Annotated in this window: 16 protein-coding genes and 1 riboswitch; of the genes, 9 read left to right on the forward strand and 7 right to left on the reverse strand. The window is 72.6% G+C overall.

The window, feature by feature from the left end:
* Positions 1 to 36 precede the first annotated feature (36 nt).
* Positions 37 to 1,362 carry a glycosyltransferase family 4 protein gene (locus OGH68_RS10230; RefSeq protein ID WP_264243060.1) on the reverse strand — a complete coding sequence of 442 codons (1,326 nt, stop codon included), beginning with the start codon at positions 1,360 to 1,362 and terminating at the stop codon, positions 37 to 39.
* 178 nt (positions 1,363 to 1,540) lie between these two features.
* Here OGH68_RS10230 and OGH68_RS10235 point away from each other — a divergent pair, with 178 nt between their 5' ends.
* The gene (locus OGH68_RS10235; protein ID WP_264243061.1) at positions 1,541 to 2,245 is read left to right on the forward strand and encodes a TetR family transcriptional regulator; all 705 of its coding nucleotides are present in this window, start codon (positions 1,541 to 1,543) and stop codon (positions 2,243 to 2,245) included.
* 171 nt (positions 2,246 to 2,416) lie between these two features.
* On the opposite strand, the gene OGH68_RS10240 is transcribed toward OGH68_RS10235, so the two are convergent.
* Together OGH68_RS10240 and OGH68_RS10245 are read right to left on the reverse strand one after the other, a co-directional pair.
* Complete coding sequence (locus tag OGH68_RS10240; RefSeq protein WP_264243062.1) at positions 2,417 to 2,650, reverse strand: ferredoxin; 234 nt, start codon at positions 2,648 to 2,650, stop codon at positions 2,417 to 2,419.
* Complete coding sequence (locus OGH68_RS10245; protein WP_264243064.1) at positions 2,650 to 4,110, reverse strand: aldehyde dehydrogenase; 1,461 nt, start codon at positions 4,108 to 4,110, stop codon at positions 2,650 to 2,652. The genes OGH68_RS10240 and OGH68_RS10245 overlap by 1 nt, the downstream gene beginning before the upstream one ends.
* A gap of 80 nt (positions 4,111 to 4,190) precedes the next feature.
* Here OGH68_RS10245 and OGH68_RS10250 point away from each other — a divergent pair, with 80 nt between their 5' ends.
* The 6 genes from OGH68_RS10250 to OGH68_RS10275 all read left to right on the forward strand — a co-directional run bounded on the left by OGH68_RS10250 (position 4,191) and on the right by OGH68_RS10275 (position 11,408).
* Complete coding sequence (locus OGH68_RS10250; RefSeq protein WP_264243065.1) at positions 4,191 to 5,255, forward strand: MBL fold metallo-hydrolase; 1,065 nt, start codon at positions 4,191 to 4,193, stop codon at positions 5,253 to 5,255.
* Between the two features lie 68 nt (positions 5,256 to 5,323).
* Positions 5,324 to 5,398, forward strand: a riboswitch (cobalamin riboswitch).
* A gap of 143 nt (positions 5,399 to 5,541) precedes the next feature.
* On the forward strand, positions 5,542 to 6,774 hold the full coding sequence (locus tag OGH68_RS10255; protein WP_264243066.1) for a prenyltransferase/squalene oxidase repeat-containing protein: 1,233 nt from the start codon (positions 5,542 to 5,544) through the stop codon (positions 6,772 to 6,774).
* Positions 6,774 to 7,412 (forward strand): SCO2322 family protein, encoded by a 639-nt coding sequence (locus tag OGH68_RS10260; protein WP_264243067.1) that lies wholly within the window; start codon positions 6,774 to 6,776, stop codon positions 7,410 to 7,412. Before OGH68_RS10255 ends, OGH68_RS10260 begins: the two co-directional genes overlap by 1 nt.
* Positions 7,385 to 8,707 (forward strand): energy-coupling factor transporter transmembrane protein EcfT, encoded by a 1,323-nt coding sequence (locus OGH68_RS10265; RefSeq protein WP_413471100.1) that lies wholly within the window; start codon positions 7,385 to 7,387, stop codon positions 8,705 to 8,707. Before OGH68_RS10260 ends, OGH68_RS10265 begins: the two co-directional genes overlap by 28 nt.
* Entirely contained in the window at positions 8,704 to 10,569 is a 1,866-nt protein-coding gene (locus tag OGH68_RS10270) for an ABC transporter ATP-binding protein (RefSeq protein ID WP_264243069.1), read from the forward strand. Before OGH68_RS10265 ends, OGH68_RS10270 begins: the two co-directional genes overlap by 4 nt.
* The gene (locus tag OGH68_RS10275) at positions 10,566 to 11,408 is read left to right on the forward strand and encodes an ECF transporter S component (protein ID WP_264243070.1); all 843 of its coding nucleotides are present in this window, start codon (positions 10,566 to 10,568) and stop codon (positions 11,406 to 11,408) included. Before OGH68_RS10270 ends, OGH68_RS10275 begins: the two co-directional genes overlap by 4 nt.
* 207 nt (positions 11,409 to 11,615) lie before the next feature.
* Here the strand turns inward: OGH68_RS10275 and OGH68_RS10280 are convergent, their stop codons facing one another.
* Positions 11,616 to 12,785 (reverse strand): steroid 3-ketoacyl-CoA thiolase, encoded by a 1,170-nt coding sequence (locus OGH68_RS10280; protein ID WP_264243072.1) that lies wholly within the window; start codon positions 12,783 to 12,785, stop codon positions 11,616 to 11,618.
* A 328-nt stretch (positions 12,786 to 13,113) separates the two neighbouring features.
* Here OGH68_RS10280 and OGH68_RS10285 point away from each other — a divergent pair, with 328 nt between their 5' ends.
* Positions 13,114 to 14,358: a cytochrome P450 gene (locus tag OGH68_RS10285; RefSeq protein WP_264243073.1), complete on the forward strand. Its 1,245-nt coding sequence runs from the start codon at positions 13,114 to 13,116 to the stop codon at positions 14,356 to 14,358.
* A gap of 160 nt (positions 14,359 to 14,518) precedes the next feature.
* Here OGH68_RS10285 and OGH68_RS10290 read toward each other — a convergent pair whose 3' ends face one another.
* Together OGH68_RS10290 and OGH68_RS10295 are read right to left on the reverse strand one after the other, a co-directional pair.
* On the reverse strand, positions 14,519 to 14,770 hold the full coding sequence (locus tag OGH68_RS10290; protein WP_264243075.1) for a DUF397 domain-containing protein: 252 nt from the start codon (positions 14,768 to 14,770) through the stop codon (positions 14,519 to 14,521).
* Positions 14,742 to 15,587, reverse strand: coding sequence for a helix-turn-helix domain-containing protein (locus OGH68_RS10295; protein ID WP_413470958.1), 846 nt, complete (start codon positions 15,585 to 15,587; stop codon positions 14,742 to 14,744). The genes OGH68_RS10290 and OGH68_RS10295 overlap by 29 nt, the downstream gene beginning before the upstream one ends.
* A 91-nt stretch (positions 15,588 to 15,678) precedes the next feature.
* On the opposite strand from OGH68_RS10295, the gene OGH68_RS10300 reads away from it, so the two are divergent.
* Entirely contained in the window at positions 15,679 to 16,104 is a 426-nt protein-coding gene (locus OGH68_RS10300; RefSeq protein ID WP_264243076.1) for an ATP-binding protein, read from the forward strand.
* Between the two features lie 54 nt (positions 16,105 to 16,158).
* On the opposite strand, the gene OGH68_RS10305 is transcribed toward OGH68_RS10300, so the two are convergent.
* Positions 16,159 to 18,195 (reverse strand): bifunctional glycosyltransferase 87/phosphatase PAP2 family protein, encoded by a 2,037-nt coding sequence (locus OGH68_RS10305; RefSeq protein WP_264243077.1) that lies wholly within the window; start codon positions 18,193 to 18,195, stop codon positions 16,159 to 16,161.
* Positions 18,196 to 18,287 lie beyond the last annotated feature (92 nt).

Genomic DNA, 18,287 nt, shown 5'->3' on the forward strand with positions numbered 1-18,287 from the left:
GGTCTGCCTTCCTGGGGGGCGGGGCGAAGAGGGGTTTCAGGAGGTACGTACCGAGGCGCGGGACGCCGCGATCGCCTCGCGGTAGCGCTCGGCGGTGCCGATGGCGGCCTGCTTCCAGGTGAAGCGCGCCAGCACCCGGGCACGGCCCGCGTCGCCGAGGCGGGCCCGCAGGCCGGCGTCGCCGAAGAGCCGGCGCAGTGCGGCGGCCAGCGCCTCCGCGTCGCCGGGCGGCACGGCCAGGCAGGTCTCGCCGTCGGGGCCCGCGACTTCGGGGATCGCGCCCCCGGTGGTGGCGACCAGCGGGGTGCCGGTGGCCATGGCCTCGGCGGCGGGCAGCGAGAAGCCTTCGTACAGCGAGGGCACGCAGGCGATCTGGGCGCTGCGCACGAGGTCGACGAGTTCGGCGTCGGTGATGCCCTTGACGAACTCGACCGCGTCCCGGAGTCCGTAGCGCTCGATCAGCTGCGCCACCGGGCCGTCCTCGGCGCGCTTGCCGACGACGACGAGGTGGGCGTCCGGGTTCTCGGTGCGGAGCTTGGCGAGCGCTTCGACGAGGTGGACGAGGCCCTTGAGAGGGACGTCCGCGCTGGAGGTGGTGACGATCCGGCCGGGGACCTCGGCGACCGACGGGTCGGGCGAGAAGAGGTCGGTGTCGGCGCCGATGTGGACGACGTGGACCCGGTCGCGCCGTACGCCGAGGTGGTCGACGATCTCCTGCTGCGAGGAGCCGGAGACGGTGAGCACGGACGGCAGCCGGCGGGCGACGCGCTTCTGCATGCGGGTGAAGCCGTACCAGCGGCGTACGGACGCGCGGCGCTTCCAGTCGCCGGCGGCGTCGAGGTCGAGCTGCCGGTCGACGGTGATGGGGTGGTGGATGGTGGTGACCAGCGGCGCGCCGATGTCGCCGAGGAGGCCGTAGCCGAGGGTCTGGTTGTCGTGGACGACGTCGAACTCGCCGCGCCGGGCCCGCAGGTGGCGACGCGCGCGCAGCGAGAACGTCAGCGGCTCGGGAAAGCCGCCGGTCCACATGGTGGCGACCTCGAGCGCGTCGACCCAGTCGCGGTACTCGTCGCGCTTCGGCGTGCGGAACGGGTCGGGGCTGCGGTACAGGTCGAGGCTGGCCAGTTCGGTCAGCGGCACGCCCTCGTCGAGGACCGGGTAGGGCTGGGCGCCGATCACCTCGACGTGGTGGCCGAGGCGGGCGAGTTCGCGTGACAGATGGCGTACGTAGACACCCTGGCCGCCGCAGAACGGGTTCCCTTTGTACGTCAGGAGAGCGATCCGCAGCGGAGCGTCACCACCGCCGCCGGACGTGCCGGACGTGCCCGCACGGGGGCCGGCCTCTATGGCCTCTGCGGTCACCCGGGGCCCCCTTCTCACTGCGTTTCGGCGGAGCGTAATCGGTCGCGCTAATCTAGAACAAGTTTCAGACTTGATCGTTCAAGGAGCTTCGAATCTACCGGGCGGTAGCGCAACTGTGACCGGCGGATCAGGTGATTCCCGCCACGGCGGGCACGTGAAGGAACGGACTACGGGACTGATGACAGCGGAAGCCGGGCCGGCGATCCCCCCGACGCCGCCCCTCACGGAGCGGCAGGAGGCGCGCCGCCGGCGCATCCTCCACGCGAGCGCACGCCTCGCGAGCCGGGGCGGATTCGACGCGGTACAGATGCGCGAGGTCGCCGAGTCGTCGAGCGTCGCGCTCGGGACGCTGTACCGCTACTTCCCCTCCAAGATCCATCTGCTGGTCGCCACCATGCAGGACCAGCTCCAGCACATGCACGCGACGCTGCGCAAACGCCCGCCGGGCGGCGACAGCGCCGGGGAGCGGGTCGCGGAGACACTGATGCGGGCCTTCCGCGCATTGCAGCGCGAGCCGCATCTGGCGGACGCGATGGTGCGGGCGCTGACGTTCGCGGACCGCAGCGTGAGCCCGGAGGTGGACACGGTCTCACGGCAGACGACGGCGATCATCCTGGACGCGATGGGCATCGAGCGCCCGACGCCGGAACAGCTGTCGGCGGTCCGAGTGATCGAGCACACCTGGCACTCGGCGCTGATCACCTGGCTGTCGGGGCGGGCGTCGATCGCACAGGTGAAGATCGACATCGAGACGGTCTGCCGCCTGATCGACCTGACGGCCGCGGACGCCACGGACGCTGCCCCGACCCCGGAGCCGGGCGCCGCGGACGCCGCGCCGCGTCCGGCCGCGCGCGGGAAGGGACGCGGCCGGACGCGGGCGTGACACCTGCGCGATCGACCAAGACGCCTCGCACGTGACCTGTCGACGGCGTTCGCAACGGCTCGTCCCCGGCCGGCCCTTCGGCCGGTCCAGGCTGGTCCTTCGGCCGGTCCAGGCTGATCCGCGGCTGGTCCAGGCTGATCCGCGGCTGGTCCTCCGAGGGAGGAAACCGCACTAGTCCTCCGGGGGAAAGACCGTCTCGCCGCTGTCCGCCAGCCTCAGCGTGATCGCCTCGACCGGGCAGTTCTCCGCCGCCGCGAGCAGCTTCTCGTTCGCGTCGGCCGTCGTGGCCCGCGCGTGCGACTGGCGGGCGGAGTCGAGGTCGAAGCCGTCGGGGGCGTGGCCCACGCACATGCCGGAGCCGATGCAGATGCTGCGGTCGACCTCGATGTGCCAGCGGTCTCCCATCAGTTGCTCCCGTGGCCGGCGGGCAGGTGGATCATCTTGTGCTCGAAGTACTCGCCGTAGCCCTCGGGGCCGAACTCCCGGCCCATGCCGCTGTTCTTGTAGCCGCCGAAGGGGCCGAGCATGTCGAGGCTGAAGGTGTTCACGTTGTAGGTGCCGGTCCGCACGCGGCGGGCGAAGTCGATGCCGTGCTCGACGTCGGCGGTCCAGACGCTTCCGCTGAGGCCGTAGTCGGAATCGTTCGCGATCGCGGCGGCCTCGGCCTCGTCGCCGTACGGCAGCAGGCAGACGACCGGGCCGAAGATCTCCTCACGGGCGATCCGCATCACGTTGTCGACACCGCCGAAGAGGGTCGGTTCGACGTACCAGCCGTGCTCCTGGGCGGCCGGGCGGCCTCCGCCGCACAGGACCTTGGCGCCCTCCTCCTGGCCGATGCGGATGTAGTCGAGCGAGCGCCGCTGCTGGCGCTCCGCGACGAGGGGACCGACCTGGGTGGCCGCGTCGAGCGGATCGCCGACGACGAGCGCGGAGGCCGCGGCGGCGAGGGCCTCGGCGACCTCCTCGTAGCGACCGCGCGGCGCGAGGACCCGCGTCTGAGCCACGCACGCCTGGCCGTTGTTCATCCAGGCGGCGGGAACGATCCCGGCGACGGCGGTCTCCAGGTCGGCGTCCGGGAGGATCACGGCCGCCGACTTGCCGCCCAGTTCCAGCGTCACGCGGGTGAGATGGCGGGACGCGACCTCCATGACCCGGCGGCCCGCCGCGACCGAGCCGGTGAAGGAGACCTTGTCGACGCCGGGGTGCCCGACCAGGTATTCGCTGACCTCCCGGCCCGCGGGCAGGATCGACAGCACCCCCTCCGGCAGCCCCGCCTCGCGCGCCATCTCGCCGAGGAGGTACGCGTCGAGGGGCGTCTCCGGCGACGGTTTGAGGATCACCGCGCAGCCCGCGAGCAGCGCGGGTCCGAGCTTGGCGGCGGCGGTGAACTGGGGGACGTTCCACGGCACGACGGCCGCGACGACACCCACCGGCTCGCGCCGCACGAGGATCGGGCCGAGGACGCCGTCGCGCCGCTCCTCGTACGTGAAGTCACGGGCGACGGCGATGGCCGAGTCCCACACCATCATCGCGCCGAGCGCCTGCGCGAGGACGCTCCACGAGTACGGGGAGCCGTTCTGCGCGCTGATGGTGCGGGCGATCTCCTCGTGCCGGACGGCGATCGCGTCCTTGATCCGGGTGACGACCGCGATCCGTTCGTCGAGCGTCATACGCGGCCAGGGGCCTTCGTCGAAGGCCCGGCGCGCGGCGGCCACGGCGCGGTCGACGTCCGCCGGTGAGGCGTGCGGGACCCGGCCGACGACCTGCTCGCTGTGCGGGGAGATCACCTCGATCACGTCCGTGCCCAGCGGAGCTGTCAACTCGCCCCCGATGAACAGTTCTCCGTGTTCCACGAGCTCGGTCATGACTGCTGCCTCCCGCCGGGGCGTACTGTCTGACACAGTTTCAGAACTGATACCAGTTCTAGTTATAGGGGGCAATGGGCATGACGCCGACGACAGACGAGGCCTCGGTCCCGCTCGCCCACGACCACGGCGGCGGTGTCCACTCCCTGCGCGTCCCGATCCCGGACAACCCGCTCGGCCACACCCTGGTCCATCTGCTCGACACCGACCGCGGGCCGGTCCTCGTCGACACCGGCTGGGACGACCCCACCGCCTGGGAGGCGCTCACCGCGGGCCTGGCCGCCTGCGGCACCTCGCCCGCCGAGATCCACGGCGTCGTCGTCACCCACCACCATCCGGACCACCACGGCCTGTCCGGCCGGGTCCGCGAGGCGTCCGGCGCGTGGATCGCGATGCACGCCGCCGACGCCGGCGTCGTACGCCGCACCCGCGACGCAGAACCGGGCCTGTGGCTCGACTACCTCGCCGGCAAACTCCAGCGCGCCGGGGCACCCGAGGCACACATCGCCCCGCTGTGCGCCGCACGCGCCGCGGGCAGCACCGGCGGACTGCCCGGACTGCGCCCCGCCCTCCCCGACCGGGACATCGTCCCCGGCGAACTGCTCGACCTGGCGGGCCGCCTGCTGCGCGCCGTGTGGACACCCGGCCACACCCCCGGCCACGTCTGCCTCCATCTGGAAGAGACCCACCCGGCGGGCCGCCCCGGCAACGGCCGCCTCTTCTCCGGCGACCACCTGCTGCCCGGCATCACCCCGCACATCGGCCTCTACGAGGACCCCGACGACGCCACCGTCACCGACCCCCTCGGCGACTACCTCGACTCCCTGGAACGCGTCGGCCGTCTCGCCCCCGCCGAGGTGCTCCCCGCCCACCAGCACGCCTTCACCGGCGCCGCCGGCCGGGTACGGGAACTGCTCGCCCACCACGAGCAGCGCCTCACCGGACTGCTGGCGCTGCTGGCCGAGCCGCTCACCCCGTGGCAGGTGGCGGAGCGCATGGAGTGGAACAGGCCCTGGGAGCAGATTCCGTACGGCTCGCGCAACATCGCGGTCTCGGAGGCGGAGTCGCATCTGCGGCGGCTGGTGAAGCTGGGCCGGGCGGAGCCCGCGGCCGGCGGGGAGCCCACCCGGTACGTCGCCGTGTGACCAGCGCCCCACGTTCACGTCTGCGACCGGCCGGTAGAGTGGCGCCGTCGTCATCATTACCCGTACGGGGGGAAGCCGGTGCGAATCCGGCACTGATCCCGCAACCGTGAGCCGCCCGTCGAGGGCGGTGAGTCGGAATGCCCCGTACGCGGTCGTGACCGGCTCGTGTCACCGGCAGCCCGCCGGTGACCGGCACCGTCGAGGCATACGGAGCCGGAGCCCAGGTGCCAGAGCGTGCCCGTGCCCGGTTCCCGCCGGGAGTACCGCAGGAGAGGCACCGCCCGCCATGACCACCGTTCGCCGCTGCGCAGCCGCGCTCGTCGCCTCGGCCGTGCTCGGCCTCACCGCCGCACCCGCCGCCCTCGCGGCCCCCTCCCCGTCGCCGTCCGCCGACCTGCCCACCGGTCTGTACGGCACCGGTGACCCGACGTACGACGGCGTCTGGCGGCAGTCCCTCGCGCTGCTCGCCCAGGACACGGCCGATGTGCGGCCCGCGAAGTCGGCCGTCGGCTTCCTGACGGGGCAGCAGTGCGCGAGCGGAGGCTTCCCGTCGTACCGCGCCGACACGGCGAAGGACTGCGACGCCGAGCTGCCGCTGGACACCAACGCCAGTGCCGCCGCCGTGCAGGCGCTCGCCGCGCTCGGCGGGCAGGACGCCGTCGTGAAGAAGACCGTCGACTGGCTGAAGTCCGTCCAGAACAAGGACGGCGGCTGGGGCTACAACCCCGGCGGCGCGAGCGACGCGAACTCCACGTCCGTCGTCATCGGCGCGCTCGCCGCGGCCGGCGGGCGCCCCGCCGACGCGAAGTCCGAGGCGGGCAGGACCCCGTACGACGCACTGTTGACGTTCGCGAAGCCGTGCGGCGGCAAGGACGGCGGCGCGTTCGTCTACCAGGTCGGGACTCCCGGCATCGTCGCCGACTCCACGGCCGCCGCCGTGCTCGCCGCCCACGGCAAGGGACTGGCGGCGACCGGCGACGATGCCACGGACGCCAAGGGAACGGCCTGCGAGAAGACCACGAGCCTCGAGGGCGCGGCCCACAACGGCGCCGCCCACCTGGCGAACGGCCTGGCGAAGACCGGCCACTTCGACACCCCGCCGATGCCCGGCGCCGACGACACCTCTCCCAAGCCCGACTTCGGCAACACCGCCGACGCCGTCGTGGCACTGTCCGTGCAGGGCCTCACCGAGCAGGCAAAGAAGCCGCTGGAGTGGCTGCGGAAGAACTCGGCCGCCTGGGCGAAGGAGAACGGCCCCGCCGCCTACGCCCAGCTGATCTTCGCCGCGCGGGCCGCCGGCGCCGACCCGAAGGACTTCGGCGGCACGGACCTGGTCACGGCGCTGTCCGCGACCGGCCCGGCGCCGCAGGCGGCGGCGACCGCGTCCCGGGCCGCGGAGGACGAGAAGAAGGCGGACGACTCGTCCTCCTTCAGCACCTGGTGGATCGTGGCCGTGTTCTTCGTCGCCGCCATGGGCGCGGGCTTCCTGCTCAGCGGCCGCAGGAAGAACCAGAGCTGATGCGGCGCACCCGCTTCCTCGTCCTCCTCGGCCTCGGCACCCTGCTCACCGTGCTGGTCGCGGTTCCCGCCCAGGCGGCGGGCTACCGCTACTGGTCGTTCTGGCAGAGCGGCGACGGCCGGTGGACGTACGCCACCGAGGGCCCGGCCACCGCACGCCCCGCCGACGGGTCCGTGCACGGCTTCCGCTTCTCGGTGAGCGAGAACAGCGGGGACGCCGCGAAGCCGCGCAGGGCACCCGACTTCGCGGCGATATGCGCGAAGACGCCCGCGAAGGACGGCACGAAGCGGGTCGCCCTCGTCATCGATCCCGGTACGGTGAAGGACGCCCCCCAGGGCGAGACCCCGCCGGCCCTGCGCACCGCATGCGCGCAGGTCGCCGGGACGGCGACGACGGCGGAAGCCCTGGCGCAGGTGGCGAAGCCGCTGCGCTACAACAGCCAGGCCCTGCTGTGCGCGATCTCGGGCTACCCGAAGTCGGGCTGCGGCGAACAGCTCTCCGGCCCGGCGGCGAAGCCGGACCCCGCCGAGGCGAGGACGGACGACGACGGCCCGTCCCTGGGCGTCTACGCGGGCGTCGCGGCGATCCTGACCCTGGCCGCGGCAACGCTCTGGCAGTCCCGCCGCCGCAAGCGATGACCCACGACGACGCGACGCAGCCGGCGGAGGCGACTCCAGCCCCGCCGGCGTTTGAGGCGCGGGGTACCGGGGCGGAGCCCCGTAGAACGGGGCCCGGGGCGGAGCCCCGGTTTCGGGAAGGGGCGGGGAGGGGAACAGCTCCGCGCAGCGGCCCCGCCCCCACCCCGGCCGCCCCCACCCCACGCCTGCGCGCCCTCCACCCACCCCCCGCCACCCGCAGCAACGCCCTCCCCGCCGCCGCCTGGTGGCTCTGGGCCCTCGGTCTCGCGGTCGCCGCTTCCCGCACCACCAACCCTCTCCTCCTCGGCCTGCTCGTCGGTGTCGCCGGTTACGTCGTCGCCGCCCGCCGCACCGACGCGCCCTGGGCCCGCTCCTACGGCGCGTTCGTGAAGCTCGGGCTTCTCGTCATCGCCGTACGCGTCGTCTTCTCCGTCGCTCTCGGCTCCTCCATCGCCGGGACGCACGTCCTGTTCGCGCTGCCCGAAGTGCCGATGCCCGGCTGGGCGGACGGGATACGGATCGGCGGGCGGGTGTTCGCCGAGCAGGTCGTCTTCGCCCTGTACGACGGCGCGAAACTCGCGACGCTCCTCATCTGCGTCGGCGCCGCCAACGCGCTCGCGAACCCGGCGCGGCTCCTCAAGTCGCTGCCCGGCGCGCTGTACGAGGCGGGCGTGGCCGTCGTCGTCGCGATGACCTTCGCGCCGAACATGGTCGCGGACGTCCTCCGGCTGCGCACGGCCCGCCGGCTGCGCGGCCGCCCGACCGGCGGCGTGCGGGCCGTCGCGCAGATCGGACTGCCGGTGCTGGAGGGCGCGTTGGAGCGGTCGGTCGCGGTCGCCGCGTCCATGGACGCCCGCGGTTACGGGCGCACCGCCCAGGTCCCGCCCGCCGTGCGCCGCACCACGAACGTGCTCACCCTCGGCGGCCTGCTGGGCGTGTGCGCGGGGTCGTACGGGCTGCTCGCCGCCCAGGGCGCCGAGTACGGCCTGCCGCTGCTGGGCGCGGGCCTCGTCGCGGCGGCCGGTGGGCTGTGGTTGGGCGGCCGGCGTTCCGTCCGCACCCGTTACCGTCCCGACCGCTGGGGCGGCCGGGCCTGGCTGGTGGCCGGTTCCGGCGTGGCGGTCGCCGGGCTGATGATCCGGGCCGCCGTGTACGGGGGTGAGGCGCTGCACCCCGGGGTCGTACCGCTGACGGCGCCCACCCTGCCGCTGTGGCCCGCGCTGTCCGTGCTGATCGGCCTGCTTCCGGCGTTCGTCGCGCCGGTCCCCGTAGGAGCCAAGGAGTCGACCCGGTGATCCGCTTCGAGAACGTCTCCGTGACGTACGGCGACGGCGACGGCGACGGCGACGCCACCGCGCCCACGCTGGAGAACGTGGACCTCACCGTCCCCGAGGGCGAACTGGTGCTGCTCGTCGGCCCGTCCGGGGTCGGCAAGTCGACACTGCTGGGTGCGGTGTCCGGGCTCGTGCCGCACTTCACGGGCGGCACGCTGCGCGGCCGTGTCACGGTCGACGGCCGTGACACGCGGACGCACAAGCCGCGTGAACTGGCCGACCTGGTCGGCACGGTGGGCCAGGACCCGCTCGCCCACTTCGTCACCGACACCGTCGAGGACGAGCTGGCGTACGGCATGGAGTCGCTCGGCCTCGCCCCGGACGTGATGCGCCGCCGGGTCGAGGAGACGCTCGACCTGCTGGGCCTGGCGGAACTGCGGGACCGGCCGATCGCGACGCTGTCGGGCGGCCAGCAGCAGCGGGTCGCGATCGGCTCGGTGCTCACCCCGCACCCGAAGGTGCTGGTCCTCGACGAGCCGACGTCCGCGCTGGACCCGGCGGCGGCCGAGGAGGTGCTGGCGGTGCTGCAACGGCTCGTCCACGACCTCGGGACGACGGTCCTGATGGCGGAGCACCGCCTGGAACGGGTCGTGCAGTACGCGGACCGGGTCGTTCTCCTGCCGGCGCGCGGCGCGCGTCCGGTCGTCGGTGATCCGGCGACGGTCATGGCCGGTTCCCCGGTCCATCCGCCGGTGGTGGCGCTGGCACGGGCGGCCGGCTGGGCGGCGCCGCTGCCGCTGTCCGTACGGGACGCCCGTCGGCGCGCGGGTGCGTTGCGTGAACGGCTGGAGGGCCTTTCCCCCATCCCGCCCGGCACCGAAACCGGGACGCCGCCCCGGACGTCGTCGGCACCCGAGCCACCCGGCCCTCACCGGGCCCCGTCGGCGCTCGGGGCGCGGGAGGCGGGGGTCGGCGCCCCTGAATCGGGGTCTGGGGCGACGCCCCGGTCTCGGGATGGAGCACCCCCGCACAGCGGCCACGGCCCCGCCCGCCGCCTGCTCGCCCGCCTCCGCCGCAGCGCCCCCGCCACCGCACACGCCCCGGCGCCCGCAGACGCCACCGGCACCGTTGCCACCACCACCCGCCTCACCGTCCGCCGCGCCCGTGTCGAAGCGCTCCGGGGGGTGGGCCTGACCGTCGCCCCGGGCGAGACCGTCGCCCTGATGGGCCGTAACGGCGCCGGCAAGTCGACCCTGCTCTCCACCTTGGTCGGCATGGTCGAGCCCACGAGCGGCACGGTGCAGATCAGCGGCCGCGCCCCCCACCGCACCGACCCCCGCGACCTGATCCGCCACGTCGGTCTCGTCCCCCAGGAGCCGCGCGACCTGCTCTACGCGGACACGGTCGCCGCCGAGTGCGCTGCGGCGGACAGCGACGCGCAGGCGGCGCCCGGCACCTGCCGCGCGCTCGTCGGCGACCTGCTCCCCGGCGTGCCGGACGGCACCCATCCCCGTGATCTGTCCGAAGGCCAGCGGCTGGCTCTCGCGCTGGCGATCGTGCTCACCGGCCGGCCGCCGCTGCTGCTCCTCGACGAGCCGACCCGTGGCCTGGACTACGCGGCGAAGGCCCGGCTCGTGGCGATCCTGCGGGGCCTCGCCCGCAACGGGCACGCGATCGTCATGGCCACCCACGACGTGGAACTCGCGGCCGAGCTGGCGCACCGGGTGGTGATCCTCGCCGACGGCGAGGTCGTCGCCGACGGCCCGACGGCCGAGGTCGTGGTCTCCTCCCCCGCGTTCGCCCCGCAGGTCGCCAAGGTCCTCGCGCCGCAGCAGTGGCTGACCGTCTCCCAGGTCGAGGCGGCCCTGGGGGCCGGGCGATGAGGAAGCCGACCGGCACCGACCGCCCGGTCCGCCTGGGGCCCCGTTCCGTCGCCGCGCTCGTTCTGATCAGCGGGATCGGTGCCGTCTTCTTCGGCTGGCCGCTGCTCGCCGACGCGCAGTCGGGGCTGGCCGCGCACGCCGGTGACGCGCCGTGGCTGTTCGGTGCCCTGCTCCCGCTCCTCGTGGCGGTCGTCGTCGCGACGATCGCCGACACCGGGATGGACGCGAAGGCCGTGGCCATGCTGGGCGTGCTGGCCGCGGTCGGGGCGGCACTGCGGCCGCTGGGCGCGGGCACGGCCGGGCTGGAGCCCATGTTCTTCCTCATGGTGCTCAGCGGGCGGGTCCTCGGCCCGGGCTTCGGGTTCGTGCTCGGGGCGGTGACCATGTTCGCGTCCGCGCTGCTCACGGGCGGCGTCGGACCGTGGATGCCGTTCCAGATGCTCTCGATGGGCTGGTTCACGATGGGCGCGGGCCTGCTGCCCGGGCCCGACCGGATCCGCGGACGGGCCGAGCTGCTGATGCTCGCCGCGTACGGGGCTTTCGCGGCGTTCGCCTACGGCACGGTGATGAACCTGCACGGCTGGACGCTCATCACGGGCATGTCGTCGGGGATCTCGTTCCACCCCGGGGACGCGCTCCACGAGAACTTGGTGCGCTTCGTCGCGTACTGCGCGGCGACCTCCCTCGGCTGGGACCTCGGCCGTGCGGTGCTGACCGTGGTGCTGACGCTCACCCTGGGGGCGACGCTCCTGAAGGCACTGCGGCGGGCGACGCGGCGGGCGGCCTTCGACGCACCGGTCGCCTTCGAGGGCAATCGGGACCAGGCACAAACTCCATGAGGACGAACGAACCCTGCGTGCGTCAGTCCACGGAGCAACAGCCGGAATCCGAGGTCCGGATCGCCGTCAGCCGCTTCCTTCACCGCTTCGCCCACCGCCGATGTGGCAGCGGCGGGGGTGAAGGAGGGGTCGTCGCGCCGGAACCTGCCGGTACGGATGTCCGCGATCCGGCGCAACGAAGCTTCCCCCGCACCGCCTCCCCCGGTCTCAGATCCGCTGAATGATCGTGCCGGTCGCCTGCGCGCCCCCCGCGCACATGGCGATCAGCGCGAACTCCTTGTCCCGGCGCTCCAGCTCGTGGAGCGCCGTCGTGATGAGCCGGGCGCCCGTCGCTCCGACCGGGTGGCCGAGCGCTATCCCGCCGCCGTTGACGTTGACCTTCTCCAGATCCTGGTCGAAGACCTGCGCCCAGCTCAGCACCACGGACGCGAACGCCTCATTGATCTCCACCAGGTCGATGTCCTTGACCGACATGCCCGCCCTGCCGAGCACCGCCCGGGTCGCGTCGATCGGGCCGTCCAGGTGGTAGTGCGGGTCCGCGCCGACGAGCGCCTGGGCGACGATCCGGGCGCGCGGCTTGAGCTTGAGGGCCCGCGCCATGCGCTTGGACGCCCACATGACGGCAGCCGCGCCGTCCGAGATCTGCGACGAGTTGCCGGCGGTGTGGATCGCCGTCGGCATGACCGGTTTCAGTCCCGCGAGCGCCTCCGCGGAGGTGTCGCGGAGCCCTTCGTCCCGGTCGACGAGCCGCCACATCCCCTGCCCCGCGGCCTGCTCCTCCTCCGTCGTCGGCACCTGCACGGCGTACGTCTCCCGTTTGAAGCGCTCCTCGCTCCACGCGGTCTGCGCCCGCTGCTGGGACAGCAGCCCGAGCCGGTCCGCGTCCTCGCGCGTCAGCCCGCGGCGGCGCGCGATGCGCTCCGCGGCCTCGAACTGGTTGGGCAGGTCGACGTTCCACTCCTCGGGGAACGGCTTGCCCGGCCCGTGCTTGGACCCGCTGCCGAGCGGCACCCGCGACATGGCCTCGACGCCGCAGCTGATGCCGATGTCGATGACCCCGGCCGAGATCATGTTGGCGACCATGTGGCTCGCCTGCTGCGAGGAGCCGCACTGGCAGTCCACGGTCGTCGCGGCCGTCTCGTACGGCAGGCCCACCGTCAGCCAGGCGGTGCGTGCGGGGTTCATGGACTGCTCGCCGGCGTGGGTGACGGTGCCGCCGACGATCTGTTCGACGCAGTCGGCGTGGAGGCCGGTCCGGCCGAGGAGTTCACGATAGGTCTCGCCCAGCAGATAGGCGGGGTGGAGGTTGGCGAGCAGCCCTCCCCGCCTCCCGATGGGGGTGCGTACGGCTTCGACGATGACGGGTTCCGCGGCCATGAGCTCGTCCTCTCTGGCGGGCCGTACGGGCGTCCCGGCGCCCTTACGGGCCGAACTCTGGAGACACTCGAACTAGTACGCGTTCTAGTTCTGCCAGAAGTCTTATGAGTGCTACCGCCGGTACGCAAGGGTCTTGCACGCCTCTTACTGGGACCTCCACAGGCAACAGTTCCCGCTGTGGGCCTTGCCACTTGTAGAACCCGTTACTACCTTTCGGCCACTTACTGATGACTCGTCAGGTCATCGGGGCAACACTCCGACCCGCACCGAAACCCCCGCACCGGAATCCCACACCCGTCCGCGACCGAAGCTGAAGCGGGAGCTGCCGATGTCCTGCCCCCATCTCCCCCAAGGGTTCGACTTCACCGACCCCGACCTCCTCCAGGCCCGCGTCCCCCACCCCGAGTTCGCCGAGATGCGGCGCACCGCGCCCGTGTGGTGGTGCGAACAGCCCGCCGGCATCTCCGGCTTCGACGACGAGGGCTACTGGGCCGTCACCCGGCACGCGGACGTACGGCACGTCTCCACTCACCCCGAGCTCTTCTCGTCCAACACCAACACCGCCGTCATCCGCTTCAACGAGTCGATCAGCCGTGACCAGATCGAGGTCCAAAAACTCATCATGCTCAACATGGACCCGCCCGAGCACACCCGGGTCCGCCAGATCGTCCAACGCGGTTTCACTCCGCGTGCGGTGCGCTCCCTGGAGGCCGCGCTGCGCCGCCGCGCACGCTCGATCGTCGAGACGGCCGTGGCCGGCGCGGAGCCCGACGGCAGCTTCGACTTCGTCACCGAGATCGCGGTCGAACTCCCCCTCCAGGCCATCGCCGAACTCATCGGCGTCCCCCAGGAGGACCGGTCCAAGATCTTCGACTGGTCCAACAAGATGGCCGCGTACGACGACCCCGAGTACGCCATCACGGAGGAGGTCGGCACCGAGGCGGCGATGGAGATCGTCTCGTACGCGATGAACCTCGCGGCGGCGCGCAAGCAGTGCCCGGCCGCGGACATCGTCAGCCAGCTGGTCGCGGCCGAGGGCGAAGGGAACCTGTCCTTTGACGAGTTCGGCTTCTTCGTCATCCTGCTCGCGGTCGCCGGCAACGAGACCACCCGCAACGCGATCAGCCACGGCATGCACGCGTTCCTCACCCACCCCGATCAGTGGGAGCTCTACAAGCGGCTGCGACCCCAGACGACGGCCGAAGAGATCGTGCGCTGGGCCACCCCGGTCGTCTCCTTCCAGCGCACCGCGACCCAGGACGTGGTCCTGGGCGGCGCCCGCATCAAGAAGGGCGACCGGGTCGGCCTCTTCTACTCCTCCGCCAACAACGACCCCACGGTCTTCGACCACCCCGAGCGCTTCGACATCACCCGCGACCCCAACCCCCACCTCGGCTTCGGTGGCGGCGGCCCGCACTTCTGCCTCGGCAAGTCCCTGGCGGTCATGGAGATCAACCTGATCTTCGACGCCATGGCAGACGCCCTCCCCGACCTCCGCCTCACCGGCGAACCACGCCGCCTGCGCTCGGCCTGGCTGAACGGCATCAAGGAACTCCGGGTCAGGAGGGCTTGAACCCGACAGCCGGGAGGGGCGGGGGCAGGCCGGGGCCGTTGGTGCGGCGCCGACGCTCCTCCGCCTGCCCGGTTGTTTCGCTTGGCGTGGGGCCGCCCCACACCTGCTCGAACGGTTCGGCTGCGCGGCGCCTTCGCCCCCGTCCGAAAAAGGCCGCGTATCACCGCAGCGAGTCGACGAAGACGGCGAAGGCCGGGCGGGAGACGTGGAGGGCGGGGCGGGTGGTTTCCTTGGAGTCGCGGACGGCGACCGCGTGGGTCACCTCGGCGCACTCGACGCAGTCGCCGCCCTGGTCACCGCTGTAGCTGGACTTCCGCCAGGCGGCGCCGCCGAGCGGGGCGCACTCGACGCAGTCGCCACCCTGATCACTGCTGTAGCTCGACTTACGCCACTGTGTCGTGCTGCTCTCCATAGCGCTCCTCCAGGACGTCTCGGATCAGCTGCGCCGAGTCCTTGATCGAGAGGGCTGCGGCCTGCAGGTGATCGTAACGGAGCGAACAGTCCTTGACCGTGGCCGGGTTGGCCGTCGGATGCCCCGTCCCGTAGCCCTCGGTGTAGAGGATCGTCGGGTCGCTCGCAAAGCGGTAGAGGTTGAAGGAGCCAGTCAGCCCCGCATGTGCGCCGGCCCGGTACGGGAGTACCTGGACGTTCACCCGGGGGTCCTCCTCGTAGGCCAACAGGCGCTCCAGTTGAGCGCGCATCACGCCCGGCCCGCCGACCTCCTGGCGCAGCGCCGCCTCTCCCAGGATGGCCCACAGCACCGGCGGCTCCTCCTTCTCCAGGATGCGCTGGCGAGCGAGGCGCACCGCCGTGCGGTCGTCGAGACCGGCGGGGTCCAGTGTGCCGAGCACCGCTCGGGCGTAGCCCGCGGTCTGCAACAGCCCGTGCACCATGTGCGTCTGGAACGTCGAGATCTCCGTCGCCCGCGCCTCCAGCTCCGCGACCTGCTGGAACCACGCCGGGAGTTGGCTCCTGAGCACCAGCCCCAGCAGCCGTGACAGCATCCCGCCCGTCCCCAGCGCCGCGTCCACGCGCTCGCTGAACTCCGCCGTCGGCAGCTTGCGCGCCGTCTCGACCTGGCCCACCAGCGAGCCCGTGTAGTTGACGATCGCGCCGAGCTGTTTCTGCGTCAGGCCGGCCGTCTCGCGGTACCGGCGCAGCTCGTAACCGTAGTAGTCGAGCGGTGAAGCGCTCGGGTCCAGTGCGTTGATGTGTCTGATGTCGGCCATGGAGGGAGCCTCTCGTTCAACTCCGGAAACTCCACAGCACGTTGCGTACGTTCGGTGGCCGAGCGTAGTCGCCGCACGTCACGCTCGTGGCGTGAACGAAGACATTCCCCAGTACGGTATGCGCTTCACCGCAGGCGCCCACTCCGCGCGGCACGTCCGGCGGATCGTCCGCTGCTGTCTGATCCTCTGGAAACTGCGGGAGCTGACCGACGCCGTCGAGCTGGCGGTCACCGAGCTACTGGCCAACGTCGTGCGTCATGTACCGGGCGGGCGTTGCGGGTTGCTGATCCTGCGGCATCCGCAGGGCGTGCGCGTAGAGGTGTCGGACGGGTCCGCCGACCTGCCCGTACCGCAACAGGCGGGCCCCCGCGACGAGTCCGGGCGGGGGCTGGCCCTGCTGGACGCCGTCGTCGACAAGTGGGGCGTGGACCTCGGCGACGGCGACGCGCCGGGCAAGACGGTCTGGTTCGAGGTCGCCCGAATGGCGGGACCACCGGACCTGACGGACCATGAATGAACGCGACGATCCACCCCGGTGGGCGCGGGCGCAGACGCCCGCACCCACTGGGGCTCATGTGCGGGTGTCCGCCACTTCCTTGTTCGGCGCGTCCGTGTGTGACCTCGCCGCCGGCACCGACTTCGCCGGGACGAGCAGTTGCCTGCGCCCTGCCAGCAGGTGGGTGAGGCCGAAGCCCGCGCCGACGACCGCCGCGCCGCCCACCGCGTCGAGGACCCAGTGGTTCGCGGTGGCGACGATCGCGCAGACCGTGAACAGCGGGTGCAGCAGCCCCACCAGCTTCATCCAGAGCTTCGGCGCGAGCAGCAGCACCACCAGTCCGCACCACAGCGACCAGCCGAAGTGCAGGGACGGCATGGCCGCGTACTGGTTGGTGACGGCCGTCATCGCCCCGTAGTCGGGGTTGGCGAGGTCCTGCGGACCGTGGACCGTGTCGACGAAGCCCATGCCGGGCATCAGGCGCGGCGGTGCCAGCGGATAGAGCCAGAACCCGAGGAGCGCGAGCAGCGTCGCGAAGGCGAGCGACGTGCGCGCCCAGCGGTAGTCGGACGGCCGGCGCACGTACAGGACGCCGAGGACGGCCAGCGGGACCACGAAGTGGAACGACGTGTAGTAGAAGTCGAAGAAGGCCTGTGCCCACTCCGCCTTCACCACCGCCTGGTTGACCCAGTGCTCGATGTCGATGCCGAGTGCGCCCTCGAGGGAGTGGATCTGCCGGCCGTGTTCCTCCGCCGCGCCCACGCTGCCGGTCGCGGCGACGCGGATGTGGGAGTAGACGGAGTAGCCGACCCGTATGACCAGCAGTTCCAGGAGCAGGTTCGGGCGGCTGAGGACGCGCCGCCAGAACGGCAGCAGCGGTACGCGGCCCCAGCGGGCCGGCACGGGTGCGAAGTGGCCGGTCGGGACGGGGCGGCGGAAGTGCGGTGAGGCGAGCGGCAGGAAGGGCACCGCGCAGGCCGCCGCGAGGGCGGCGACGAGGAGGACGTTGTCCCGCACCGGGTGCAGGACCGTGATGTTGGGCAGCAGCATCCTGCCCGGCAGCGTGATCGCGAGGACGACGAGCACCGGCCACAGCATCCGGTCGGAGGCGCGTCTGCCGACGCGGCCGACGACGGCGAGCAGTACCCACAGGAGCTGGTGCTGCCAGGCGGTCGGTGAGACGGCGACGGCGACGCAGCCGGTGACGGCGACCGCGAGCAGCAGCTGCCCGTCGTGGGCGTAGCGGACGGCACGGCGCAGACCGAAGAAGACGACGACGGAGGCGAGGAGCAGATAGACGGCGATCTCGACGGCGCCGTGCAGCCCGAAGCGCAGGAGCGCGCCGTGCAGGGACTGGTTGCCGAGGCTGTCGGGGCTCTCGCCGAGCCCGGCGCCCGCGACGTGGTGCACCCAGTACGCCCACGAGTCGCCGGGCATCGCCGCCCAGCCGAGCGCCGACAGGGCGGCGAAGGCGCCGGCGGAGGTGACGGCGGCCCGGCGGCGGCCGGTGAACCACAGCAGCGGCGCGAACAGCAGCACGGTCGGCTGGAGGGCGGCGCCGATACCGAGGAGCAGCCCCGCGGGTCTCTGGCCGCGCACGGCGAGGCAGCCGAGGAGGACCAGCAGGACCGGGATGACGCTGGTCTGACCCAGGTGGAAACTGTTGCGGACGGGCAGCGACAGCATCAGCAGGCTGATCGCCACCGGCGCGGCCAGCAGGGTGCTGCGACGGGACACGGGGATCGGCAGCGCGCGGGCGGCGACCAGTCCGACCAGCACCACGAGCAGCAGCGTTCCGAAGGTCCACGCGACGCCGAGACCCTGCTCGGCGGAGTTGGCGAGGGGTCTGAGGACGAGCCCGGTGAACGGGGTGCCGGTGAACCTGCCCTCGTCGTAGAGGGAGCCGGGGACGTGCAGGACGCCGTGCTCCCCGGTCCACGTCCCCAGGTCGATGAGCCGCTCACCCGGCGGCAGGGTCAGCACGGCTGCCGTCTGCCGTACGGCGAGGACCGCCGCGAAGAGCCACAGCGCGGCCCTGGCCGTGCCGATCCGCGCGTCCGCCGTCGCTGTCGCCGCCGCACCGCTTCGCGGGTTGTGTTCCGCGTTCGCCACGTCGCGCCGAGCCTCCCCACAGTTCCATTCGTCCTGTTGTGTGCGGTTCCGGTGTCCACAGGGCGTCCGCAGAGCGTCGCACCGCCCCATGG

The organism is Streptomyces peucetius, from assembly GCF_025854275.1.
Taxonomy (GTDB): Bacteria; Actinomycetota; Actinomycetes; order Streptomycetales; family Streptomycetaceae; genus Streptomyces; species Streptomyces peucetius_A.